Below are 23,769 nucleotides of genomic sequence, written 5' to 3'. Positions count from 1 at the left end.
GCTATGGAGGGGAAAAAGATGGACGAATACTCACCGAAACGGCATGATATTGCCCAGCTTAAATACCTGTGTGAGAACTTGTTCGATGAAAGTATGGCGACATTGACTGATAGCCATCATGGCTGGGTTAATGATCCTACTTCTGAAAGCAATTTACAGCTCAACGATTTGATTGAGCATATCGCTTCTTTCACGATGAATTACAAAATTAAGCACGTTGAAGATGAAGCCCTGATTACGCAAATCGATGAATATCTTGACGATACCTTTATGCTGTTCAGCAGCTATGGAATCAATACTCAGGATCTACAACGGTGGCAGCGTTCAGCAAAACGCTTATTTAATCTGTTTGCCGAAGAGTGTGCTTATCTCCAACAACCTAGCCATTCCTTTTAGCACCAGACTGAGACCGGTTTATTTATGAGCAACCAAGCCTTAACCAAAACAGATTATTTGATGCGACTGCGCCGCTGTCGCTCAATCGATACCCTTGAACGGGTGATCGAAAAAAACAAGTACGAATTACCTGATAATGAACTCGCGGTATTCTATTCGGCAGCCGATCACCGTCTGGCTGAACTGACCATGAATAAGCTTTACGATAAAGTACCGGTTTCTGTCTGGAAGTTCGTCCGCTAAGATTTTCCTCTAACAGCCATTCTGCAACGTCATCGTTTTATCAAGGAGTGATTCACCGGCAAAGGAGTGCCAGATTTCTCTATGGGTTAAATTCTGTGGGATTTCTGAAGGGAGATAAAATGGGTGGGGGCCCTGCCAGCTACATCCCGGCACACGCGTCGCCTGCTGCGGCTGCTTCCTTCCGGATCTGACCGAGTTCACAAGTTAGCGTTGCGGGAGAACCAACAGGGCCCCCATTGACGAGCCCTCATTTCGAGAGCGCAGGCATTATCAAGTAACCCCCTGGCAATTGCAAGCGTAGGCCAGACAACCGTTGGTTTCTTGCACAAGCACACAGCTAAGCGCTGCTGTCTACCCTTCTGCATGCTAAAGTTTGCCCTTTCTTCAATAAAAATAGGTGCGCACATGAGCGACCAGAACAATTTCTCTCAGCGCGTCTGGCAGATTATTGCGGCCATTCCGCCAGGAAAAGTCATCACTTACGGTGATGTTGCCCAGCTGGCAGGTTCGCCACGTGCAGCTCGTCAGGTGGGTGGCGTATTACGCCGTTTGCCAGAAGGCAGCAAATTGCCCTGGTTTCGCGTCATCAATCGCCATGGTCGTATTTCTCTGCAGGGCGACGATCTGTTTCGTCAGCGTGATGCGTTAGAAGCGGAAGGAATTGAAGTGAGTGATGCTGGGGAGATCGAGTTGGAAAAATATCGCTGGCAAATTTAGCGGTGCTATATGACGCGCTCAGACAGGCGACAAACCGCACTCAACTCAATACGCCGGAAGTCATCGTTGTGGAGTAAAGCGTCACACGCCATGGATGGCGTGTGCCGAGCGATCAGGGACGAGACAGCGGCTTTACGGAACAATGTTGACTTCCGGCGCTCTCTCGCCCCATTGATCGATTTAAAGACTCGTCGGAGCGGGTACCGAAGCCGATGGCGTAACCTGCGTCGGTGATGTCGAAGGCACCGTAGTCGCTGCGCCCGGTTGGGTTTGCATCGCGACGTTAGTCACCGGCACTAGCAGCAGTTCTGCTTTGGTTCCGCCCTGATTAATCACCGGTTTCACCGTATCGGTGATAAACGCCAGCTTGCCATCAATTGAAATGGCCGCACTTAACAGAATGCGCGCGTTGGGTTGAATGTCTGCCGGATTAAACGGCAAGACAAACTGGAACGGCGCCTGTTTCCCTTCAGTACGCACTACGCGCTGCGACAGCACCTTCGATGGCGCATCGGCCAGCGACGCATCAGAGAGCGTGACAGTCAGCACGGAATCCGGCGGCAGCGCAATGCGCTGGCGAATATACACCGAGCCACTGACATTTGGCTGCGCGATGGCGGCCTGCTGCCCTGCTACCGCTGAGCCGAGCGTTGGGGTAGCTACCGGTTTACTGTGGTCGGCACAACCTGTAATCGCTGCGGCCAGGGTCATACCGCTAATAACTTGCCAGAGTTTCATCGATGTCGTCTCCTTATGAACACTATGATTGTCGGCGGTAAATTTAATACCTGGATTTTCTACCGCCGAATGCCCTTAATTCTGGCACAAATATCGGGATTGCGCCTAAAGCATCAGCCAGCTTGCTGAAAGTACGGCAAAATCATTGACGGAAACTGGTCGGATCTTTCACACTGGCGCGATAAGTCACACTGAGGAATCCGCTATGAGTCAGGCACTGCACAACCTGCTTAATTTATTAAATCTGGAAAAACTGGAAGAAGGGCTATTTCGCGGTCAGAGCGAAGACCTTGGCCTGCGCCAGGTGTTTGGTGGTCAGGTAGTGGGACAGGCACTATATGCTGCGAAACAAACGGTGCCGGAAGAACGCATTATTCACTCCTTCCACAGCTACTTTCTGCGTCCAGGCGATAGCCAGAAAGCCATTATTTATGATGTCGAAACGCTGCGAGATGGCAAAAGCTTCAGTGCGCGCCGCGTCAGCGCCGTGCAGAATGGCCAGCCGATTTTCTACATGACGGCATCGTTCCAGGCTCCAGAAAGTGGCTTCGAACATCAAAACAGCATGCCGCAGGTGCCAGGCCCGGATAATCTGCCATCGGAGCAGGATTTGGCGAAAAAGCTGGCCGCACATTTGCCGCTGAAATTAAAAGAGAAATTCCTCGCCGAACGTCCTTTGGATATCCGCCCGGTGCAGATTCATAACCCGTTGAAAGGTCACGTCGACGAACCGCTGCGCCAGGTGTGGATTCGCGCTAACGGCGAGTTGCCGGACGATCGCCGCATTCATCAATATCTGCTCGGTTATGCCTCGGATCTCAACTTCTTGCCAGTTGCGCTACAGCCGCACGGTAAAGGCTTCCTTGAGGCGGATATGCAGGTTGCCACCATCGATCACTCTATGTGGTTCCATCGCCCATTCGACTTGTCACAGTGGCTGCTGTACAGCGTGGTGAGTACATCTGCATCAGGTGCACGCGGATTTGTGCGTGGTGAGTTTTATACGCAAGATGGCCGGCTGGTGGCCACCACCGTGCAGGAAGGTGTAATGCGTCAGCGCGAGGCATAAAAAAAGGGGCGAAATCATCGCCCCTCTGTTTTCTTATAATTTTAGCGCACTGCTCTTCTTTAACCCGACGATTACTGGTTGTAAGCGTTCTCGCCGTGGCTATTCACATCCAGACCTTCACGTTCCTGATCTTCCGGAACACGCAGGCCAACAATCATATCCGCCAGTTTAAAGCCGATGAAGGCAACAACCGCAGTCCAGACGATAGTCACACCCACGCTGAACAGCTGAATCCACACCTGATGGCCCATAGTCACGCCTTCTGCGTAGCCAACGCCGCCCAGTGAAGATGAAGCGAACACACCGGTCAGGATGCAGCCGAGGATGCCACACACGCCGTGCACACCGAATACATCGCATGGGTCATCAACGCGCAGCCATTTCTTCAGCGTTGTCACACCCCACAGACCGGCTAAGCCACCCGCCAGACCGATGATCAGCGCGCCGCCAACACCCACGTAACCACAGGCTGGGGTAATCGCCACCAGACCCGCAATGAAGCCCGAGCAAGCACCCAGCAGAGAAGGTTTACCACGTACCGCCCACTCGCCAAACACCCAGGACAGAACAGCACCCGCCGTTGCTACAACGGTATTCAGGAAGGCCAGCGCAGCGATTTCGTTAGCAGAAGATGCAGAACCGGCGTTGAAGCCGAACCAGCCCACATACAGAATCGCCGTACCAAGGAATACCATTGGCAGGTTGTGCGGTTTGAACGCTTCTTTACCGAAACCAGCACGTTTACCCACCAGGTAAGCACCGACCAGACCGGCAACAGCGGCGTTGATGTGCACTACAGTACCGCCTGCGAAGTCGAGCGCGCCATCTTGCGCCAGCAAGCCGCCCGCCCAAACCATGTGTGCGATTGGCAGATAGGCCAGCGTCAGCCACACCACCACGAAAATCAGTACCGCAGAGAAGCGAATACGCTCAGCTAACGCACCCACAATCAGGCCAACGGTGATACAGGCGAAGGAAGCCTGGAACGCGACATGGATGTACTGATAGAAGCTGCCCATCAAGGCTTTCAGCTCAATATTTTTCAGCATGGCCCACTGGAAGCTACCAAAGAAGGCGTTACCTTCGCTGAACGCCAGCGAGTAGCCATAGATGACCCACAGCACACACACCAGTGAAAACGTCACCGCAACCTGAGTCAGCATTGACAGCACGTTCTTCCCGCGGATCAAACCACCGTAGAACAGCGCAATGCCTGGAATTGACATAAACAGTACCAGCGCGGTACAGATCATCATAAAGGCGTTATCAGCTTTATCTGCCACCGCAGGTGCTGCCGCCATCGCCAGAGAAGGTAACAGCGCGAGGCTGGTGAGGCCCAACTTCGTTATCAGTTTATTCATTTCTTTCCATCCCATCACAATTCAGAGCCCCAGTTACAGTGCTGCTTCGTCGGTCTCGCCGGTACGAATACGAATGACGCGCTGCAGTTCTGCGACGAAAATCTTGCCGTCGCCAATTTTGCCGGTATAAGCGGCCTTGCTGATGACATCGACCACTTCATCAAGCTGGTCGTCCGCAATAGCGATATCAATTTTTACTTTTGGCAGGAAGTTAACGCTGTACTCGGCACCGCGATAAAGCTCTGCGTGACCTTTCTGGCGACCGAAACCTTTCACCTCGGTAACTGTCAGTCCCTGAATGCCAATAGAGGATAAGGCTTCACGCACGTCCTCCAGCTTAAATGGTTTGATTACCACGGTAACCAGCTTCATACGTTCCCCTCCGGATAAGAAATTGAGTGAGTCTTCGCGGACACGTAGGGATATAAGCAAAGGCTGTGCCATAAATAAAAAAAGGGGAATGTCAGTAGCCTGGGCGCGCTGCATGGCGCTTCGTTATGTGAGGTATGGCGCTAATTGGGGAGTGGTGGCAAGAGAGGTGTTGCAATGTTGCACCCCTTTGGTGCTCCAGGCCTCAAAGGGGTGCATCAATACAGAACATTCCGATAAAACTGTGCAAAAAAGGTGCAATTCACCCTTCAGCTTGTACGGGGATGCCCGCCGCGAGTTCATCGCCCGCCTGCTGTAGCTGATACATTTGCCAGTAACGGCCCTGCTCAGCCAGCAGTTCAGCATGCGTTCCGCGCTCAACCACCTGACCGCGATGCAGCACTAAAATCTGATCGGCTTCCGTGATGGTGGAAAGCCGATGCGCGATGACCACAAGTGTACTGTGCTGGCGCAGCGCCCGTAACGCATGCTGAATGGCCTGCTCCGTACCGGAGTCTATATTGGCCGTGGCTTCGTCGAGGATTAAAATCTGCGGCAGTGAAACCAGCACGCGAGCCAGCGCCAGTAGCTGTTTCTGCCCAACCGACAGATTGTTACCCTGCTCGCCCAGCCGCGTGTGAATCCCTTCAGCCATGCTGCGTGCCAGTGGTGCCAGCTGCACCGTTTCCAGCGCCTGCCACACCTCCTCTTCCGGGATATCGCGGCCCAAACGCACGTTGGCCAGCAGCGAATCTGCCAGTACCACCGGGTCCTGCTGCACCATCGCAATACTTTGACGCAAGGCGGCATGCGACAACTGCGGCAGCGGGCGACCATCCAGTTCGATGCTACCGCGTGTTACCGGATAATAGCCCATCAGCAAATTGGCTAAGGTGCTTTTACCGCTGCCGGTATGACCGACCAGCGCAACAAAATTACGCGCCGGCACTTCAAGGTTAATATTGCTCAACACATCGCGATTATCGCGATAGGCAAAGCTCACATCACGCAGCGAAATACTGCCGGAGGCCAGCGGCTGAATATCACCGCCGTAACCTTGCTGTTCGGCATCCATTAGTTCGAAGATACGTTCGCCAGACACTACCGCTTGCTGCAGCATTGACTGCTGCGTGGTCAGCTCAATCAGCGGCTCGTTAAGCCGGCCAAGATAGGTAATAAAGGCATAGAGTACGCCGACTTCAAACACGCCCGGCGTGGCAAAGCTAAACAGCATCAGCAAACCGCAAAGAATCATGGCGGAAAACAGGCTCAGCAGCGGGCGCAATAAAAAGCCATCCAGCCGCAGCGTTTCCATCCGTGCCAGATAGTGTGAACGGCTGGCTTCGCCCATGCGCTCACCAAAGCGCGCCTGCTGGCGGAACTGCTGGATCACACTCATGCCGTTGATGACTTCGTTAAAGCCGTTGTTGATATCCGCCAGATAACTGCGTACGCGACGTGCAATCGGCGTGCTGAAGCGTTGATATATCAGCATTACCGTCAGCACCAACGGGAAAATCACCAGCGCGACCAGCGCCATGCGCCAATCCAGTGAGAACATCGCCACCAGCATCGCACCAATCAGCGCAGCAGCACGCAATACGGTGGCTACCACGGTGACGTAGAGATCTTTGATCACTTCGGTGTCGTTGGTGACGCGGGAGATAATCTGCCCCACCGGCTGCGTGTCGAAGGCGCTCAGCGGCTGGCGTAGCGCCGCGTTCATCACATCAACGCGCAGTTGCTGCACCACGCCAATTGCCGCGCGGTTAAACAGCAACGCTTGAAAATAGTGCAATCCCGCCGCCAGCAATTGCAGCAAAACAAAGCTCACCAGCAAGCCAGCGGCAATGCCCCACGGCATCTGATGCTTCGCTACCAAATTATCGATGAAATAGCTCACCAGAACCGGTCCGGTAACTTCAGCTGCGGCAGCAATCCACAGCATACCGACCGCCAGCCACAGCGATTTACGCCACGGTTTGCCGTACGCCAGCAGACGTTTCAGCGTCGGCCACAGACGTTGTGATTTAGCCACGGCTTGCTCCTTCTGCCACTTCATCGTCATCCAATGCCGCTTCCAGCTGCTGATAACGGTACATGTCGCGATACCAGCCCTCTTTTGCCGCTAAGGTGTCATGATCGCCACGCTGCGCCACTGCGCCCTGCTGCAGCACCAGAATTTCGCTGGCCTCAGTGAGCGCTGACAAACGATGCGCACTGATAATTAACGTGCGCCCTTTGCCCCACTGACGCAGGTTATGCAGAATGTCATGCTCGGTACGGCCATCTACCGCCGACAGCGCATCATCCAGAATCAGGATTTCCGCATTCAGCAGCAGCGCGCGTGCAATGGAAATGCGCTGTTTCTGTCCACCGGACAGCATCACGCCGCGCTCGCCGACTTCGGTTTCATAGCCCTGCGGCAGGCGCAGAATGTCGTCGTGCACGCAGGCCATCTTCGCCACCTGCTCCAGCTCTTGTTGCGTGGCATTCGGACAGCCGAGCGCCAGATTATTAGCGATGGTATCGGAGAACAGGAACGGCGTCTGACTCACTACCGCCAGCCGACTGCGCCAGCTATCGAGCCGCAGCTGCGGCAGCGGCGTGTTGTGATAGCGGATATCGCCCTGATCAACATCGAAATGGCGCTGAATCAGGCTGAGCAATGTGCTCTTACCGCAGCCAGTCGGTCCACATAATCCCAGCATCTGGCCCGGTTTTAACTGAAAATTGAGGTGACTGAGCACCGCGCCGGAACTGGCCGGATAGCGGAATTCACGGATCGCAACCTGCAGCACGCCCGGTTCAGGTGGTAACACTTTCTGTCCATCTTCGACCGCAGGCGCTTCTGTCAGCAGTGAGCGAATACGGCTCCACGCCGCGCTCCCACGCTCGACGATATTGATCATCCATGCCAGCGCCAGCATCGGCCAAATCATCAAACCGAGATACATCACAAAACTGGTGAGTTGACCGAGCGTTAAGCTGCCGTTCCACACCATCCAGCCACCACCGGCAATCGCCAGCAGATTGGAGAAGCCGACGGCGATGTAAATGATGGGATCGAAACGCGCGTCAACGCGTGCCACGTGCAGATTTTTCTTGCCGGTATCTGCGGCGATGCCCGCAAACTGTTGCGACTGGTGATCTTCAAGGCCAAACGCCTTGATCATGCGAATGCTGGTCAGGCTTTCCTGAGTTTGATCGTTAAGACTGGAGAAGGCCGCCTGCGCCACTTTGAAACGCTGATGCAAGCGTGCGCCATCTTTCTGAATAGCGAATGCCATAATCGGCATCGGTATCAGCGCCAGTAACGTCAGCTCCCAGCTGATTTGTGTGCTCATCACGATCAGCACTACCAATCCCATTACCAGCGAATCCACCAGCGTCAGCACGCCTTCACCGGCGGCAAACACCACGCGATCAACATCATTAGTGGCACGGGCGATAAGATCGCCCGTGCGATGACGCAGATAGAAGGCAGGATGTTGGCGACTGAGCTGACGGTAAAAATCTTCTCGCAGCTCAACGGCCAATTGGTAGGAGGCGCCGAACAGCAGCACGCGCCAGACGTAACGCAGCAGATAGACGATCACCGCGGTCAGCAGCATCACGCCAATCCACATGAAGATTTGCCCTGCGCTCAGGTTATGCTGGGTGACGCCGTCGACAATCACGCCGACCACGTGCGGGGGCAGCAACTGCAGCAGCGCAATAACAATCAGCAAGCTGACGGCACCCAAATATCGCCGCCACTCGCGCAAAAAATACCAACTTAACTGGCTGAATAATCGCACAAGCGTGTCTCTTTCTCTGCCCGTTAGGGCGCTACCGGCAATGCGGTGGTGTATTTAATCTCTTCCATGGCAAAACTGGAGGTCACATCCATCAGGCCCGGCACACCATTCACCAGACGCTTATAAAAGTTGTCATAGCTCTTCATGTCCGCCACCTGAATACGCAGCAAATAATCGTACTCACCCGCCATGCGGTAAAACGCCATCACTTCCGGCATTTGCTGCACCACGGCGACAAATTGCTTAAACCACTCGCTACTGTGCTGTTGAGTTTTAACAAACATAAAGGCGGTGAGCGATAGACCGATTTTCTCGCCGTCCACCAGCGCCACACGCGCACGAATAATGCCATCATCTTCCAGTTTTTTCAGGCGTTTCCAGCACGGCGTGGTGGTGAGATTCACGGCTTCGGCCAACGTCTGCAGCGACAGCGTGCAATCCTGCTGCAGCATTGCCAGCAAAGCACGGTCAGTTTTATCTAACATTTGCCACTCCCGGAGAAAAATTTTCTCTAAGCGCACCATTATATCCCGATTAAAGCAACCTCTTTTTCCTGCCAGTGCCTTACAATGTGCGCAATAATGATCACGGAAAAGCAACATGCAAACGCTCTGGGTTCGCCACGCCATCAATGAAATTAACGCCGATTTTCAGCGTTCAGCGGATACGCATCTCATCCGCTTCAAACTGGACGATTTCCCCGGTATTCACTGCTATCTAAAGGATGAAAGTACCCATCCTAGCGGCAGCCTGAAACATCGCCTGGCGCGCTCCCTGTTTCTCTACGGTTTGGTTAATGGCTGGATCGGTGAAAATACGCCGATCATTGAAGCCTCTTCTGGCAGCACCGCCGTATCGGAAGCTTATTTCGCGCAGCTGCTTGGCCTGCCATTTATCGCGGTGATGCCCGCCAGTACCGCCAAACGTAAAATCGAGATGATTCGTTTTTATGGCGGCGAGTGCCATTTCGTCGCCGATCCCTGCCAGCTGTATAGCGAATCCGAGCGTTTAGCGCGTGAATTAAAAGGCCACTTTATGGACCAGTTCACTTACGCTGAGCGCGCGACGGACTGGCGCGGCAACAACAATATCGCCGAAAGCATTTTCCGTCAGATGTCGCATGAACCTTTTCCGGTACCGCATACCGTCATCATGAGCGCCGGCACCGGCGGGACCTCAGCCACATTAGGCCGTTACATCCGCTATCAGGGCCACGATACCCGCCTGCTGGTGGTCGACCCGCAGCATTCTGTGTTCTTTGATTACTGGCACAGCCACGACACTACGCTGCGCAGCGAACGCGGCAGTTTGATTGAGGGCATTGGCCGTCCACGCGTGGAACCGTCGTTTTTACCGGACGTGATTGACGAAATGATGAAGGTGCCGGATGGGGCGACCGTCGCTGCGATGCTGCAGTTGGAGCAGATCCTTGGACGTCGTCCTGGCGCTTCAACCGGCACTAACTTCTGGGGCATGTTGCAGATAGCAAAACGTATGCGGGAAAATGGCGAGCAAGGTTCACTGGTGACGCTGCTATGCGATAGCGGCGAGCGCTATCCCGATACCTATTACAATGCAGAATGGGTGAAGCAGAATATCGGCGACATTACGCCGTGGGTGCATGAGCTGCAATAAAAAACCGGACGTCCTGTCCGGTTCACTGTAAGCCTCAGCATTCGGGGGAATAATCGAGGTGTGGTGTGGTCATCCAGTGATTTAAGTAGTGAGACACCGCCTGTGTCTCGCAATGACCAATAATCGGTAAATGCGGCAATGACGCTTTCAGTTGATTCATTGCATTGCCCATAATAAATCCGTTGCCCACGCGCTCCAGCATTTCACGATCGTTCATCGCATCGCCAAACGCCATGCAGTCGGAGAGCGACAGCGAAAGATGCTGACACAGACGTCCCAACGCCGCGCCTTTATGGCAGTCGACCGGCAATACCTCCAGGCAATCCCACGCGGAAAAACAAATATTTGCCCGCTCGCCTAATGCGGCCTGCAGTTCACTTCTTAACGCCTGCAACATTTCATGCGGCGCAATAAAACAGATCTTAGTCACTTCATGCGCCGACATCTGGCGCAAGTCACGCAGTTGGTAATGGAAGCCGCTCATCGCATGAGCTTCCAGCGCACCAAGCATGGGCTTATCAGTAAACCAGCCTTCATCATTGAAAATATGAATCGACGCCGGCGTTTGCCAATGGGTGTGAATCACCTCTTCAGCCACTGATGAGCTCAAATCACAGCCGTAAAGCTGGTTGCCTTCCAGATCATGAATACGCGTGCCGTTGCCGGTGATCAGCCATGCTGGCAAGGTGATTTGCTCGCGGACTCGCTGCATATCCATCAGATGGCGGCCGGTGGCAAAAGCCAGAGTTACCCCGCGCTGATGCAACGCCTGCAGGCTTGCCAGCGTCTCATTACCTAACCGATGGGTGGGCAGCAGCAGCGTACCGTCCATATCAAATGCCGCGAGACGAGCCATGCGAATTCTCCTGTCTGAATGAGGTGGCTACTATCGCCTGGTAATTACGGAACTAATAGTGAATACTTTTTAAAAACTGTTCCGGGTTTAGCTATGCGCGAACTGCATCGGGTCAACCAATTTCAGCGTCTGTGGCAACTCAGCCACGGTGAAACACAACGTCTTAGCGTCGCTGTGATGGCACAGCACTGTTTTTGCAGTGAACGCCACGCGCGCACGCTGCTACGCCAATGGCAAGATGCGGGTTGGCTACGCTGGCGCGCTGAATCCGGACGCGGCAAACAGGGCGAGCTGACTTTTCTGCTGTCGCCGGAGCAGCTGCGGCAGCAGTTGTTAACACGGCAACTTGATGCCGGTGAAGCGGTACAAGCCTTACAAGTGCTGGATCTGCATCCCGATCGACTGGTGAAAATGCTGCGGCCGCTGATGGGCGGCCAATGGCAAAACCAGTCGCCGGTTTTGCGCATCCCCTATTACCGCGCGATGGAACCGCTGCGTCCGCTGCAGCTGACCGGGCGCGCCGAGCAACATCTGGCGCGCCAGGTTTTCTCCGGGCTAACGCGCTTTCGCGATAATGATGTTGAAGGCGATATCGCTCACCATTGGCAGCACGATGCCAGCGGCCGTGAATGGTACTTCTGGCTGCGCCCGCAGCTCAGCTGGCATAACGATGAGCCGGTGCAAGCGGCGCAACTGGTCGAGCAGCTGCAACAGATCATGCAATCGCCGCGCGGTTCGCGCCTGCTGGCGGCAATTGAGCAAATTGAAGCCCCGCATCCGCTGGCGGTGCATATTAAACTGCGCGAAAGCGATTACTGGCTGCCGCAGCGGCTGGCGCATCAGTTCTGTTTGTTACCTCATCCTGAATTCGCTGATATTGGCAGCGGAGCATGGAAACTGACGCACTTCACCGCTGATCTGGTGCGGCTGGAGAGCCATGCGCGCTGGCATTTGCAGCGCCCGCTGATCCAGCGGATGGAATACTGGATCACGCCACAGCTGTTTGATCGTGATCTCGGCACCAGCTGTAGCCACCCGGTGCAAATCGCGATTGGCGATCCTGATGAACTGGATACGCTGCGGTCAGTAGATCGCAGCATAAGCCTCGGATTTTGCTATCTCGCACCGCGTATCTCTTCGCACTTCAGTGCCGACCAGGCCAAATCGCTGATTGCGCTGATTCAGCGTAGCGGCGTGATTCAGCAGTTGCCGCTGGATGAAGGCTTGATCACCCCAAGTCACGAACTGCTCCCCGGCTGGCCCGTACCGTTTGCAGAGTGCGACAACATTGCACTGCCGCCAGCTCTGACGCTGAATTACCATTTACCGGTCGAGTTGCATGTCATGGCACAAGCGCTGATCCCCCTACTGGCGCAATACGGCTGCACCCTGACCTGCTTTTTTCACGACGTAAAAAGTTGGCGCGACGATATCGATCTCAGTGAAGCTGATGTCGTGATGGGCGATCGGCTGATCGGCGATGCGCCGCTGTTCACGCTAGTGAATTGGCTGGAGAACGATGCGGTATGGCAACCGCTGCGCGAAGACGTGCTGCAACAACCGCTTAGCGCCATCGCCCAGCAACCCAGCGCGACGCTGCGTGGCGAGCAAACCCATCAACTGTTCCAGCATCTGATGCGCGCAGGTCATCTTCTGCCACTGTTTAACTATCGCTATCAGGTTTTTGCTCCGCCTGGCGTTGAGGGCATTCAACTCAACAGTTTGGGCTGGTTTGATTTCACCCGCGCCTGGATTCCGCCGCCAACCACAGCCAGCGCTACACCTTAAAAAATTCGAGTTGCAGAAAGGCGGCAAGTGGGTGAATTCCAGGAGCTTACAGAAGTAAGTGACCGGGGTGAACACGCGCAGCCAACGCACCTACCCAAGAGTAGGCGCCATGAAGGGACTCGAAGTATGACGGGTATACTGTTCAGCCCGCGTCTGAGCCAGTACCATAGGCGCACTGATTTTTGGGGAAGAAAAAATGAAAAGAGCCGTTGTGGTATTTAGTGGCGGACAAGACTCCACCACCTGTTTAATTCAGGCGCTGCAACATTATGATGAAGTGCATTGCGTCACCTTTGATTACGGCCAGCGTCACCGCGAAGAGATTGAGGTTGCGGCTGAGCTGTCACAAAAGCTCGGCGCCCGCGCGCACAAAGTGCTGGATGTGACGCTGCTCAACGAGTTAGCCGTCAGCAGCCTGACGCGCGATAATATTCCCGTACCGACGTACGATCCTAACGCCAGCGGTTTACCGAGTACCTTTGTGCCGGGCCGCAATATTCTGTTCCTGACGCTGGCCTCAATTTATGCCTATCAGGTTGAAGCTGAGGCAGTGATCACCGGCGTATGTGAGACCGATTTCTCCGGTTATCCGGATTGCCGCGATGAGTTTGTTAAAGCCCTGAATAACGCCGTCAGTCTGGGGATGGCGCGCAATATTCGCTTTGAAACGCCGCTAATGTGGCTGAACAAAGCGGAGACTTGGGCGCTGGCAGATTACTGGCAGCAGTTGCCGCTGGTACGCGCCGAAACCCTCACCTGCTATAACGGCATTAAGGGCGATGGATGTGGCGAATGCGCAGCCTGTCATTTACGTGCCCGCGGCTTAGCCGAGTATCAGGAAAACACGTCAGCCGTGATGGCCGCGATGAAACAGAAAAGCGGCCTCAGCTGATTCAGATTGCGCTGTAAGCTGGCGTCATTGATGCCAGCTAATGACTCTCAAGCATCAACGCCGCCATACGATCGCGCAACTCCCCCTCCATCGGCACCGCTTTTTGCGTGCGTAAATCGATACAAACAAAGGTTAGCGCTGCGTCAGCCACCACCGAATTATCTTTCGCCAATAATACGCGCTGCGTGATCACACCACTTTTACCGCTTAGCTGAGATACTTCACTTTCAATATTCAGCACGTCGCCCAGCACTGCCGGACGACGATAGTTAATGTTGATATTCACCACCACAAACGCCAGCTGTTGCGCCATCAGCCAATGAAAGGCATCGACATCCTCCAACCACTGCCAGCGTGCCTCTTCAAGAAACTCCAGATAGCGCGCGTTATTCACGTGCTGATAAACATCCAGATGATACCCGCGCACTTTAATTGTGGTTTGCATTGTTGCTCCTGTTCAGGCTGAGAATGACAACTGGTAAGACCTGTTGAGCATAGCACAGCCTGAATAGGGGCTTTTTCAATCCTTCAAAGTCGCGAGTCGCCTCACAGTTTAAGCCGAGCGCTGTTACGCTCTATCAATGCACTGCCGATGCCCGGCACCTCCTTGAGTTGCTCAATGGCAGTAAAGGGACCGTATTGCTCGCGATAACTCACTATCGCCTGCGCTTTCTTTAGTCCTATGCCATTCATGCCAGCAGCGAGCTGCTCAGCTGTGGCTGAATTAATGCTGACCTGCCCTTCCTGTGGCGTGGAAACTTGCGTTGCCTGCGTTTCGCTGGGGCTCTCGGCGGCCGCGAGCCCAGTGGTATAAACTGCGCCGCCCAGCGCCAGCGCAATACAGAGGGCATGAAACGTTGATTTAACCATGCTGTGTTTCTCCTTGTGTTTGACAGCAACAGCAGGGTGTCACAGCTAAAATCAACGCTCAAAAGGGCAATTCCAGAAATGGAAAAGGCCGCATAAGCGGCCTTTCGGTATTGCAGTGATTTAACTTTTTTTGTGAGGCTTACTGGTTTTGTGCAGCGGCGCCGTACTTAATTTTCGCCTCTTTACGCAGGTTTTCCAGCAGCGCTTCAAAGGCGATCTGCGCATTATTCTGCGTCACACCTTTCACCATCTCATCGGTCTGTGCCTGCGGCATGTTGCCGGCGCTGACTTTATCCAGCGCCACCAGCACCACATTGCCCTGCATATCTTCGCTCACGCCCCACGACGGCTTATTGTCGGCAGGTTGTGGCAGATTGAAGGCTGACTGCGCAACCGGATCCTGTGCATTGCGGTCGAATGATTTGCTGGCGCTGAGCGTCAAGCCCGCAGCTTGCAGCGCATCTGCTTTACCGGCTTTCAGATCGGCCAGCAATTTGTCGGCCTGCGCTTTTGCCTGCTGCGTCGCTTTATCATGCTTCAGGGTATCCACAATCTGCGCTTTAACCTGATCCAGCGGCTTCACCGCTTCCGGTTTATGCTCGCTGATACGCAAGACGAAGGCGCGATCGCCATCCACAGAAATGATGTCGGAGTTGTTACCCGGCGCACCATTCTGCCCGACTAAACCACCGTTGAAGATCGCCTGCTTAACCGCATCGAAATTCAGCTCATCTGGCAAGTTATCGCGGGTGATCCAATTGGTTTCGACCACTTTCAGACCCGAAGCCTGTGCTGCGCCAGCCAGCGATTCATTATCATTGCTGGCCGCTTCGCTCACTTTCTGCTGAATTTTGTAGAAGGCATCCACCGCTTTCTCTTGCTTCACTTTGTCCGCAACGGCGTCATGCACTTCGGCCAGCGGTTTAACCTGCTCCGGCTGAATATCGTCCAGGCGCACCACGAGGTAGCCAACAGAAGACTTAATAGCACCCGACAGCTGGCCTTTCTGCGTCAGATTGGCATTTTTCAGCTCGTCTGGCGTAGTGCTCGGCTCTAGCCACCCCATATCACCACCTTTACGCGCTGAGATTGGGTCAACTGATTTGCTTTTTGCCAGTGCAGCGAAATCTTCACCTTTCTTCAGGGCATCAACCACGGAGTTGGCATCGGCTTCAGTTTTGGTCTGAATCACGCTATAGCGATTGCGCTGCGGCTGTGAATAATCCGCTTTATGTTGGTCGTACCAGCTCTGAATATCTGCTTCGCTGGCCGTTTCCGTCATGCTAGCGGCATCCATTTTGATGTAGCTCACGCGGAACTGCTCAGGCGCCATAAAGCTGTTTTGATGTTGCTGATAATACTGACTGATTTCATCGTCACTGACGGTCTGTTTAGCCGCCAGCGCGTTGACATCAATCACCGCCTGCCGCACTTCACGCTGCTGTGACACCAGATCTACCAGCTTGCTGGTTTCGCCTTTCAGCATGAAATCGGTATTGGCAATGGCGTTAATCAGCTGCTGCGTCGCCAGCTGCTTGCGCAGCGCTTCCGCATACTGGTCAGCGGTGAAGCCCATGCTGGTGATCAGGCCGCTGTATTTGGCGTTGTCGAACTTACCGTTGGTCTGGAAGGCTTTTTGATTGAAAATTGCCTGTTTCACCTGATCATCGCTGATGCCAATGTGCAGATCTTTGATGTATTGATCGAGCAGTGCCTGATCAATCAGCTGTGACAGCGCCTGCTGACGCATCTGCTGCATATAGCCTTCGTTGCTGGCTAGCTGTGAGAACTGATCGCCCAGCATCTGCTGCTGACGATTGCGCTCATTGTTATAACCCTGCTCCAGCTCAGCACGGCTGATCTCATGGCCGTTAACTTTCGCGGCATAATCGCTGCCGCCGCCAATCAGGTAGTTGCCCACCCCGGTGAGTACAAAAGACAGGATGATCAATCCCAGAATAATCTTGAGCACGACATGATTCGACGCCGCGCGTAAATTGTCCATCATGGTATGACAACACTCCGCTGTAGTGTGAATGTAAAGCTTTAACACGATGTCATCATCGTGCAACTGCTGTTCAGGCTGGCAGTTGGCAACCATGCGGAGACAACAACCAAAGGCCATCGCCGCGCATCAAGAATAAAAAAGGCACATCAAAAATGATGTGCCCGTATGTTACATGAGAACGGCTTTTGCGTCCTCAATCCATGGAAGAAATTGCTTCAATGGATAGATCAGCGGTCATTAATTGACGGAATCTTTCAGTGCTTTACCTGCACGGAAGCCCGGAACTTTACCAGCCGGGATGGTGAGTTCTTTACCCGTTTGTGGGTTACGGCCTGTACGAGCTGCACGCTCACGTACAGAGAAAGTACCGAAACCAACCAGTGCCACTTCATCACCGCCTTTCAGAGCTTCGGTAACGGACTCCATGAATGCATCTAATACACGTCCCGCTGCTGCTTTAGAAATGTCAGCGTCTGCAGCAATTTTGTCGATCAACTGTGACTTATTCACTCTCTTCATCCCCTCTTTTATTATTCACATCGCACCCGCGCTTCCCGCCCGGTGCGAACGCGCAGCAAGTTATATCAAGCCTGTGGAGCCGAAACAACGGTATTCATCTTAATCGTTGATCCAGCAGCCCACTAAGTTAGCGGCACAAAAAAAAGCTGGCAAGCAACAATTTGCCTGCCAGCTTCGCTTTTTAGCGGTTTATGTCGCTAATCACTATTTTGCGGTCGCAACCTGCATACCATAAGGCGCATTTTCCAGTGCCAGGTTCAGCACCTCTTCAATACGCTTCACCGGATGAATCTCCAGATCGGCAATCACGTTCTGTGGAATATCTTCCAGATCGCGCTTGTTTTCATCGGGAATCAGTACCGTTTTAATGCCACCACGATGCGCTGCGAGCAACTTCTCTTTCAGTCCGCCAATCGGCAGAACCAAGCCACGCAGGGTGATTTCGCCCGTCATCGCCACGTCAGAACGTACCGGGTTGCCGGTTAAGCATGAGACCAGCGCGGTGCACATGGCGATACCGGCGCTTGGGCCATCTTTCGGCGTCGCACCTTCTGGCACGTGGACGTGAATGTCACGTTTCTCGTAGAAATCAGCATTGATGCCCAGTTTCTCCGCACGCGCACGCACTACAGTCAGCGCCGCCTGAATCGATTCCTGCATCACTTCGCCCAGCGAACCGGTGTAAGTCAGCTTACCTTTGCCAGGTACGCAGGCAGTTTCGATGGTCAGCAGATCGCCGCCCACTTCCGTCCACGCCAGACCGGTCACCTGACCAACACGGCTTTCGCTCTCTGCACGACCATAATCAAAGCGCTGCACGCCAAGGAAATCCTTGAGATTATCACCGTTGATCACGATGTGTTTTTTCGATTTGTCCATCAGCAGCGTTTTCACCGCTTTACGGCACAGCTTGGAGAGTTCGCGCTCCAGACTACGCACGCCCGCTTCACGGGTGTAATAGCGAATGATACCTACAATGGCGCTGTCGTCGACGGTGATCTCTTTGTCTTTCAGCGCGTTACGTTCAATCTGTTTCGGCAGCAAATGTTGCTTAGCGATATTCAGCTTTTCATCTTCGGTATAACCCGAAAGACGAATCACTTCCATACGGTCAAGCAGCGGCGCTGGGATGTTCATGGAGTTGGAGGTCGCCACGAACATCACGTCAGAAAGATCGTAATCGACTTCCAGATAGTGATCGTTGAACGCGATGTTCTGCTCGGGATCCAGCACCTCAAGCAGCGCTGAAGCCGGATCGCCGCGCATGTCGGACGACATTTTGTCGATCTCATCCAACAGGAACAGCGGGTTCTTCACGCCAACTTTCGCCATTTTTTGGATCAGCTTACCGGGCATAGAACCAATGTAGGTACGACGATGTCCGCGAATTTCCGCTTCATCGCGTACGCCACCCAGCGCCATACGCACATATTTGCGTCCGGTTGCCTTCGCAATCGACTGGCCCAGCGAGGTTTTACCTACGCCTGGCGGTCCAACGAGACACAGAATCGGTCCTTTGATTTTGCTGACGCGACTCTGCACCGCAAGATACTCAAGGATGCGGTCTTTAACACGCTCCAGACCATAATGGTCAATATCCAGCGTCTCTTGCGCTTTACGCAGGTCTTTTTTCACCTTGCTGCGCGCGACCCATGGAACCTGAACCATCCAGTCAATATAGCCACGAACCACGGTCGCTTCTGCTGACATCGGCGACATCATCTTCAGCTTTTGTAACTCAGCTTCAGCTTTTTCACGCGCTTCGGTCGGCATTTTAGCCGCTTCAATCTTACGTTTCAGCGCCTCGTATTCATCGGGCGCGTCATCCATTTCGCCCAGCTCTTTCTGAATGGCTTTCATTTGCTCATTCAGATAGTACTCACGCTGGCTTTTCTCCATCTGCTTTTTAACGCGGTTGCGAATACGCTTCTCAACCTGCAGCAGATCGATTTCTGATTCCATCATCGCCATCAGATATTCCAGACGTTCATTCACGTCGGACATCTCCAGCACCGACTGTTTATCAGCCAGTTTCAGCGGCATATGCGCTGCTACGGTGTCGGCCAATCGGGCCGCATCGTCAATACTGTTGAGGGAAGTTAATACCTCAGGCGGGATTTTTTTATTCAGCTTGATATAGCCTTCAAACTGATTGATGGCCGTGCGCACCAGCACTTCCTGTTCGCGCTCTTCAATTTCCGGCGAGACCAGATATTCAGCCTGGGCAACAAAATGGTCGCCATTATCAGCCAACGTGGTGATGTGTGCGCGCTGTAAACCTTCAACCAGCACTTTTACCGTGCCGTCTGGAAGTTTCAGCATCTGCAATACAGAAGCGACGGTCCCTACTGAGAAGAGATCGTTAATGCCAGGTTCATCCGTTGAAGCCTCTTTCTGTGCAACCAGCATGATCTTTTTATCATGATCCATCGCGGCTTCGAGGCACCGAATCGATTTTTCCCGGCCAACAAACAACGGAATTACCATGTGCGGATAAACCACCACGTCGCGCAACGGCAACACGGGGATTTCAATGCGTTCAGAACGCTCAGGATTCATAGAGCTCTCTCTTAGTTTAATGTCCGCCAGGTGATGGGTACCGCGCAATAGAGGTTTTGCAGTTAAACCCACAGGATATTGAGTATATGGGGATGCTTGTACGACATTCAATGTCACTGGCGAGAGAAAAACAAAAGGGGAAAGATTTTTCCCCTTTTTTAAGATAACAACGCGGTGCGATTGTTTATTTATTCGCCAGAAGCCTGGGCTTCGTGCTTTCCATAAATCAACATCGGCTCGGATTGACCATCAATTACTGACTCATCAATCACCACTTTTTCAACGTCATCCATTGATGGCAAGTCATACATGGTTTCGAGTAACGCACCTTCCACGATGGAACGTAGACCACGTGCACCGGTTTTACGTGACATCGCTTTTTTAGCAATTGCCGTTAAAGCTTCGTCACGGAATTCCAGCTCTACACCTTCGAGATTGAACAACGCCTGATACTGTTTGGTCAGCGCGTTCTTCGGCTCACGCAGAATCTGAATCAGCGCCTCTTCACTCAACTCGCTCAGCGTTGCCACGACGGGCAGACGACCAATGAATTCAGGAATCAGGCCAAACTTGATCAGATCTTCTGGCTCAACCTGCGACAACAATTCGCCTTCGCTCGCCTTCTGAGATTTGCCCTTCACGGTTGCGCCGAAGCCGATACCAGATCCGGTTTCAACACGCTGAGAAATCACTTTGTCGAGACCGGCAAATGCACCACCACAGATGAACAGAATCTTAGAGGTATCAACCTGCAAGAATTCCTGCTGTGGATGTTTGCGTCCGCCCTGCGGCGGTACAGCAGCCACGGTGCCTTCAATCAGTTTCAGCAGCGCTTGCTGCACGCCTTCGCCCGATACGTCACGGGTGATCGATGGGTTGTCCGACTTACGAGAAATCTTATCAATTTCATCAATGTAGACAATACCGCGCTGCGCTTTCTGCACGTCGTAATCACACTTCTGCAGCAGCTTCTGGATGATGTTCTCTACATCCTCACCCACATAACCGGCTTCGGTCAGCGTGGTGGCATCGGCCATGGTAAATGGCACATCCAGTAAACGCGCCAGCGTTTCTGCCAGCAATGTTTTACCGCTACCGGTTGGACCGATCAGCAAAATGTTACTTTTGCCCAGTTCGATGCCATTACTGGTATCGCCATTGCGCAGGCGTTTGTAGTGGTTATACACCGCTACTGCCAACACTTTCTTCGCCCTTTCCTGACCAATTACATAATCATCAAGATGATGGCGGATTTCGTGCGGCGTCGGCAGTGAACTGCGCTCGCGATGCGGCGCTACTTCCTTAATCTCTTCACGAATGATGTCGTTGCAGAGATCAACGCACTCGTCGCAAATGTACACTGACGGCCCGGCAATTAGCTTACGGACTTCATGCTGGCTTTTGCCGCAGAAAGAGCAGTACAGCAACTTACCTGAACCGTCTTTGCGCTTATCTGTCATCAGCTAACCTCTTTTCTTTCTCAGACCAAATTTGTTGTACGGCGCTGGCCGTACATCAACGGCCGATATGCATTCAACCCATCTGCCTGCTTCCCGTTAACTATAGCGCAAGGGGCAGACAGATGTGTCTTATTGGCGATGCGTCAGGATAGAATCGACTAAGCCATACTCTACCGCTTCGCCCGCAGAGAGGAAACGATCGCGCTCGGTGTCGCGTTCGATCTCTTCCAGCGACTTGCCGGTATGCTCAGCCATTAACTCATTCATACGCTGCTTCACTTTCAAAATTTCGCGCGCATGGATTTCGATATCCGTCGCCTGGCCCTGATAACCGCCTAACGGCTGATGAATCATCACACGTGAATTAGGTAGGCAGAAACGTTTGCCTTTGGTGCCCGCAGTCAGCAGGAACGCACCCATTGAACAAGCCTGACCCATACAGATGGTACTAACGTCGGGCTTGATAAATTTCATGGTGTCATAAATCGACATCCCAGCAGTAATCACGCCGCCAGGCGAGTTAATGTAGAGGTAAATGTCTTTTTCAGGATTCTCAGCTTCCAGAAACAGCATCTGCGCCACGATCAGGTTAGCCATATGATCTTCAACCTGACCGGTCAGGAAGATCACACGCTCTTTGAGCAGGCGAGAGTAGATGTCGTAAGAACGCTCGCCGCGCGAGGTTTGTTCGACCACCATTGGCACCAGCGCCATGTGCGGTGCAGTAAATTCACGATCGCCACTGTATGACATTACCGTCTCCTGATAAATTTCATTGGCAACATTCTGTACCGATTTTACGTAAGCCGCGGCAGGAACACTACGTGCCACGGTCTCAAACCGAGATATCGACACGGTTAATCAGTCAGTCTCACTGTTTTCATGCATTCTCCCTGTATCTGGGGATGCTGCCCAGTTGTTTCAAGCATAACAACCTTTTGCCCATTCGCTAACACGGAAAAAGAGCTTAGCGGATAATTTGCCGATTAATTAAGCAAATAGAGGACAAATCTGCGCACATCACGCCAGAAACGAAAAAGCCCGCGACTTTTCAGTCACGGGCTTAGCACTTACGGTTAACTTACGAATCAGGCCGCTGAGGTCTGGTTCATCAGTTCCTGGAAGTTAGTGGCTTTGTCAGTAACTTTGGCTTTGGCCAGAACTGCTTCAACCGCTTGCTCTTCCAGAGCCACGTTGCGCATGTTGTTCATCAGCTCGCTGTTTTTGCTGTAGAACTCAATCACTTCCTGCGGATCTTCATACGCAGAAGCCATCTCTTCGATCAGCGTTTTAACGCGATCTTCATCAGCCTGCAGTTCGTTGATGCGAATCACTTCGCCCAACAGCAGACCAACAACTACGCGACGTTTAGCCTGCTCTTCGAACAGTTCACGTGGCAGTTCCAGCGCTTGCTTCTCGTTGCCACCAAAACGCTGTGCTGCCTGACGGCGCAGAACGTCGATTTCGCTGTCGATCAACGCAACCGGAACATCGATGTCGTTGGCGTTAACCAGACCGTCGATTGCCTGAGTCTTCACGCGATTGCGGATAGCACCTTTCAGCTCGCGATCCATGTTCTTACGCACTTCAGCACGCAGACCGGCAATTGAACCATCTTCCACGCCAAAGCGCTTGATGAACTCTTCTGTCAGCTCTGGCAGCTCACGGGTTTCAACTTTCTTCAGCACGATTTCGAACTTCGCGTCTTTCCCTTTCAGGTTTTCAGCGTGGTAATCGTCTGGGAATTTCACGTCGATAGTGAAGGTTTCGCCGGCTTTATGGCCAACAACGCCCTCTTCGAAGCCTGGAATCATACGACCCTGGCCCATTGCCAGCACGAAGTCAGAGGCTTTGCCGCCTTCAAACTCTTCGCCGTCAACAGAACCGCTGAAGTCGATGGTTGCGCGATCTTCTGCAGTCGCTGCAGCATCGCTCTCTTTCCAGGTCGCCTGCTGCTTCTGCAGGGTTTCCAGCATGGTATCAACGTCAGCGTCAGTCACTTCTACTACTGGCTTCTCGACTTCGATAGCATCCAGGCCTTTCAGCTCAACTTCTGGATACACTTCGAACTCGACCGCGTAGGTGAAATCTTCGCCTTCTTTATATTCGCCCGGCACATAGTTTGGTGCGCCAGCCGGATTGATTTTCTCTTTGATGATGGCGTCAACGAAGTTGCGCGTCATCAGCTCGCCCAGCACGTCCTGGCGAACAGAAGCACCGTAGCGCTGAGAAATGATGTGTGCCGGCACTTTGCCTTTACGGAAACCGTCGATACGGACTTTCTTAGCCACTTCCACCAGTTCTTTCTTCACTGCGCTCTCGATGCTGTCAGCTGCAACAGTAATCGAAATGCGACGGCCCAGACCCTGAGTGGTTTCTACTGAAACTGTCATCTTGTTACCTCAAAAAATCACGTGCTCGGTCAACTTCAGACACCACACATAAATGCGCCGTATCCAACAACCGGGACGGCCTCTGCAGGCAGAACC

General features: G+C 53.2%; 22 protein-coding genes and 1 other RNA gene. 7 read left to right on the top strand and 16 right to left on the bottom strand.

Translation table 11 applies throughout. The annotated features are described in order from the left end of the window. Positions 1–18 precede the first annotated feature (18 nt). Together tomB and WH298_RS14650 are read left to right on the top strand one after the other, a co-directional pair. A complete protein-coding gene (gene tomB / locus WH298_RS14655; RefSeq protein ID WP_007886936.1) occupies positions 19–396 on the top strand; it encodes an Hha toxicity modulator TomB in 378 nt (125 codons plus the stop codon). A 24-nt stretch (positions 397–420) separates the two neighbouring features. Beyond that, a complete protein-coding gene (locus WH298_RS14650; protein ID WP_007886938.1) occupies positions 421–639 on the top strand; it encodes an HHA domain-containing protein in 219 nt (72 codons plus the stop codon). 130 nt (positions 640–769) lie between these two features. Here WH298_RS14650 and ffs read toward each other — a convergent pair. After that, positions 770–866, bottom strand: an RNA gene (gene ffs / locus WH298_RS14645) — signal recognition particle sRNA small type. Positions 867–1,044: 178 nt separating this feature from the next. On the opposite strand from ffs, the gene WH298_RS14640 reads away from it, so the two are divergent. Next, entirely contained in the window at positions 1,045–1,356 is a 312-nt protein-coding gene (locus WH298_RS14640) for an MGMT family protein (protein ID WP_180823180.1), read from the top strand. Between the two features lie 180 nt (positions 1,357–1,536). Here WH298_RS14640 and WH298_RS14635 read toward each other — a convergent pair whose 3' ends face one another. Continuing rightward, positions 1,537–2,094: a YbaY family lipoprotein gene (locus tag WH298_RS14635; protein WP_007886942.1), complete on the bottom strand. Its 558-nt coding sequence runs from the start codon at positions 2,092–2,094 to the stop codon at positions 1,537–1,539. 205 nt (positions 2,095–2,299) lie between these two features. Between WH298_RS14635 and tesB the strand changes: the two genes are divergently transcribed. Next, positions 2,300–3,163: an acyl-CoA thioesterase II gene (tesB, locus tag WH298_RS14630; RefSeq protein WP_180823179.1), complete on the top strand. Its 864-nt coding sequence runs from the start codon at positions 2,300–2,302 to the stop codon at positions 3,161–3,163. 71 nt (positions 3,164–3,234) lie between these two features. Here tesB and amtB read toward each other — a convergent pair whose 3' ends face one another. The 5 genes from amtB to WH298_RS14605 form a co-directional block, all read right to left on the bottom strand. Next, a complete protein-coding gene (gene amtB / locus WH298_RS14625; RefSeq protein WP_007886945.1) occupies positions 3,235–4,524 on the bottom strand; it encodes an ammonium transporter AmtB in 1,290 nt (429 codons plus the stop codon). Between the two features lie 33 nt (positions 4,525–4,557). Next, on the bottom strand, positions 4,558–4,896 hold the full coding sequence (glnK, locus tag WH298_RS14620; RefSeq protein ID WP_007886947.1) for a P-II family nitrogen regulator: 339 nt from the start codon (positions 4,894–4,896) through the stop codon (positions 4,558–4,560). A 259-nt stretch (positions 4,897–5,155) separates the two neighbouring features. Continuing rightward, positions 5,156–6,931 carry a SmdB family multidrug efflux ABC transporter permease/ATP-binding protein gene (locus WH298_RS14615; RefSeq protein WP_049851204.1) on the bottom strand — a complete coding sequence of 592 codons (1,776 nt, stop codon included), beginning with the start codon at positions 6,929–6,931 and terminating at the stop codon, positions 5,156–5,158. Beyond that, positions 6,924–8,693: a SmdA family multidrug ABC transporter permease/ATP-binding protein gene (locus tag WH298_RS14610; RefSeq protein WP_049850819.1), complete on the bottom strand. Its 1,770-nt coding sequence runs from the start codon at positions 8,691–8,693 to the stop codon at positions 6,924–6,926. The genes WH298_RS14615 and WH298_RS14610 overlap by 8 nt, the downstream gene beginning before the upstream one ends. Positions 8,694–8,716: 23 nt before the next feature. Further along, positions 8,717–9,178 carry an Lrp/AsnC family transcriptional regulator gene (locus WH298_RS14605; RefSeq protein WP_007886951.1) on the bottom strand — a complete coding sequence of 154 codons (462 nt, stop codon included), beginning with the start codon at positions 9,176–9,178 and terminating at the stop codon, positions 8,717–8,719. Positions 9,179–9,293: 115 nt separating this feature from the next. Between WH298_RS14605 and WH298_RS14600 the strand changes: the two genes are divergently transcribed. Beyond that, on the top strand, positions 9,294–10,328 hold the full coding sequence (locus tag WH298_RS14600; RefSeq protein ID WP_180823178.1) for a PLP-dependent cysteine synthase family protein: 1,035 nt from the start codon (positions 9,294–9,296) through the stop codon (positions 10,326–10,328). A gap of 34 nt (positions 10,329–10,362) precedes the next feature. Here the strand turns inward: WH298_RS14600 and cof are convergent, their stop codons facing one another. Continuing rightward, on the bottom strand, positions 10,363–11,184 hold the full coding sequence (gene cof / locus WH298_RS14595; RefSeq protein ID WP_180823177.1) for an HMP-PP phosphatase: 822 nt from the start codon (positions 11,182–11,184) through the stop codon (positions 10,363–10,365). Positions 11,185–11,277: 93 nt separating this feature from the next. On the opposite strand from cof, the gene WH298_RS14590 reads away from it, so the two are divergent. Both WH298_RS14590 and queC read left to right on the top strand, forming a co-directional pair. Beyond that, on the top strand, positions 11,278–12,972 hold the full coding sequence (locus WH298_RS14590) for an SgrR family transcriptional regulator (protein WP_180823176.1): 1,695 nt from the start codon (positions 11,278–11,280) through the stop codon (positions 12,970–12,972). Positions 12,973–13,168: 196 nt separating this feature from the next. Then, positions 13,169–13,864, top strand: a complete 696-nt coding sequence (gene queC, locus WH298_RS14585) for a 7-cyano-7-deazaguanine synthase QueC (RefSeq protein WP_180823175.1) — start codon at positions 13,169–13,171, stop codon at positions 13,862–13,864. A 37-nt stretch (positions 13,865–13,901) separates the two neighbouring features. Here queC and WH298_RS14580 read toward each other — a convergent pair whose 3' ends face one another. From WH298_RS14580 to tig, 8 genes are all read right to left on the bottom strand, one after another. Then, entirely contained in the window at positions 13,902–14,309 is a 408-nt protein-coding gene (locus WH298_RS14580) for a YbgC/FadM family acyl-CoA thioesterase (RefSeq protein ID WP_007886959.1), read from the bottom strand. A gap of 101 nt (positions 14,310–14,410) precedes the next feature. Further along, positions 14,411–14,734 (bottom strand): ComEA family DNA-binding protein, encoded by a 324-nt coding sequence (locus tag WH298_RS14575; protein WP_007886961.1) that lies wholly within the window; start codon positions 14,732–14,734, stop codon positions 14,411–14,413. Between the two features lie 139 nt (positions 14,735–14,873). Then, on the bottom strand, positions 14,874–16,742 hold the full coding sequence (gene ppiD, locus WH298_RS14570; protein WP_180823174.1) for a peptidylprolyl isomerase: 1,869 nt from the start codon (positions 16,740–16,742) through the stop codon (positions 14,874–14,876). A 237-nt stretch (positions 16,743–16,979) separates the two neighbouring features. Further along, positions 16,980–17,252 carry a nucleoid-associated protein HU-beta gene (hupB, locus tag WH298_RS14565; RefSeq protein WP_036620343.1) on the bottom strand — a complete coding sequence of 91 codons (273 nt, stop codon included), beginning with the start codon at positions 17,250–17,252 and terminating at the stop codon, positions 16,980–16,982. Between the two features lie 213 nt (positions 17,253–17,465). Then, positions 17,466–19,820, bottom strand: a complete 2,355-nt coding sequence (gene lon, locus WH298_RS14560; protein WP_007886968.1) for an endopeptidase La — start codon at positions 19,818–19,820, stop codon at positions 17,466–17,468. Between the two features lie 188 nt (positions 19,821–20,008). Continuing rightward, entirely contained in the window at positions 20,009–21,280 is a 1,272-nt protein-coding gene (gene clpX / locus WH298_RS14555) for an ATP-dependent protease ATP-binding subunit ClpX (RefSeq protein WP_007886970.1), read from the bottom strand. 129 nt (positions 21,281–21,409) lie between these two features. Then, on the bottom strand, positions 21,410–22,033 hold the full coding sequence (gene clpP, locus WH298_RS14550; protein ID WP_007886971.1) for an ATP-dependent Clp endopeptidase proteolytic subunit ClpP: 624 nt from the start codon (positions 22,031–22,033) through the stop codon (positions 21,410–21,412). A 335-nt stretch (positions 22,034–22,368) separates the two neighbouring features. Then, positions 22,369–23,673 carry a trigger factor gene (gene tig / locus WH298_RS14545; RefSeq protein ID WP_007886973.1) on the bottom strand — a complete coding sequence of 435 codons (1,305 nt, stop codon included), beginning with the start codon at positions 23,671–23,673 and terminating at the stop codon, positions 22,369–22,371. Between the last annotated feature and the right edge of the window lie 96 nt (positions 23,674–23,769).

The organism is Pantoea nemavictus, assembly GCF_037479095.1.
In the GTDB taxonomy this organism is placed as follows: Bacteria; Pseudomonadota; Gammaproteobacteria; order Enterobacterales; family Enterobacteriaceae; genus Pantoea; species Pantoea nemavictus.
The sequence above is the reverse complement of the archived record's forward strand: the minus strand, read 5'-3'. Positions and strand labels throughout refer to the sequence as shown.

Coding starts and splice junctions, on each gene's coding strand:
- tomB (WP_007886936.1), top strand. CDS start 19: ATGGACGAATACTCACCGAAACGGCATGATATTGCCCAGCTTAAATAC.
- WH298_RS14650 (WP_007886938.1), top strand. CDS start 421: ATGAGCAACCAAGCCTTAACCAAAACAGATTATTTGATGCGACTGCGC.
- WH298_RS14640 (WP_180823180.1), top strand. CDS start 1,045: ATGAGCGACCAGAACAATTTCTCTCAGCGCGTCTGGCAGATTATTGCG.
- WH298_RS14635 (WP_007886942.1), bottom strand. CDS start 2,094: ATGAAACTCTGGCAAGTTATTAGCGGTATGACCCTGGCCGCAGCGATT.
- tesB (WP_180823179.1), top strand. CDS start 2,300: ATGAGTCAGGCACTGCACAACCTGCTTAATTTATTAAATCTGGAAAAA.
- amtB (WP_007886945.1), bottom strand. CDS start 4,524: ATGAATAAACTGATAACGAAGTTGGGCCTCACCAGCCTCGCGCTGTTA.
- glnK (WP_007886947.1), bottom strand. CDS start 4,896: ATGAAGCTGGTTACCGTGGTAATCAAACCATTTAAGCTGGAGGACGTG.
- WH298_RS14605 (WP_007886951.1), bottom strand. CDS start 9,178: ATGTTAGATAAAACTGACCGTGCTTTGCTGGCAATGCTGCAGCAGGAT.
- WH298_RS14600 (WP_180823178.1), top strand. CDS start 9,294: ATGCAAACGCTCTGGGTTCGCCACGCCATCAATGAAATTAACGCCGAT.
- cof (WP_180823177.1), bottom strand. CDS start 11,184: ATGGCTCGTCTCGCGGCATTTGATATGGACGGTACGCTGCTGCTGCCC.
- WH298_RS14590 (WP_180823176.1), top strand. CDS start 11,278: ATGCGCGAACTGCATCGGGTCAACCAATTTCAGCGTCTGTGGCAACTC.
- queC (WP_180823175.1), top strand. CDS start 13,169: ATGAAAAGAGCCGTTGTGGTATTTAGTGGCGGACAAGACTCCACCACC.
- WH298_RS14580 (WP_007886959.1), bottom strand. CDS start 14,309: ATGCAAACCACAATTAAAGTGCGCGGGTATCATCTGGATGTTTATCAG.
- WH298_RS14575 (WP_007886961.1), bottom strand. CDS start 14,734: ATGGTTAAATCAACGTTTCATGCCCTCTGTATTGCGCTGGCGCTGGGC.
- ppiD (WP_180823174.1), bottom strand. CDS start 16,742: ATGATGGACAATTTACGCGCGGCGTCGAATCATGTCGTGCTCAAGATT.
- lon (WP_007886968.1), bottom strand. CDS start 19,820: ATGAATCCTGAGCGTTCTGAACGCATTGAAATCCCCGTGTTGCCGTTG.
- clpX (WP_007886970.1), bottom strand. CDS start 21,280: ATGACAGATAAGCGCAAAGACGGTTCAGGTAAGTTGCTGTACTGCTCT.
- clpP (WP_007886971.1), bottom strand. CDS start 22,033: ATGTCATACAGTGGCGATCGTGAATTTACTGCACCGCACATGGCGCTG.
- tig (WP_007886973.1), bottom strand. CDS start 23,673: ATGACAGTTTCAGTAGAAACCACTCAGGGTCTGGGCCGTCGCATTTCG.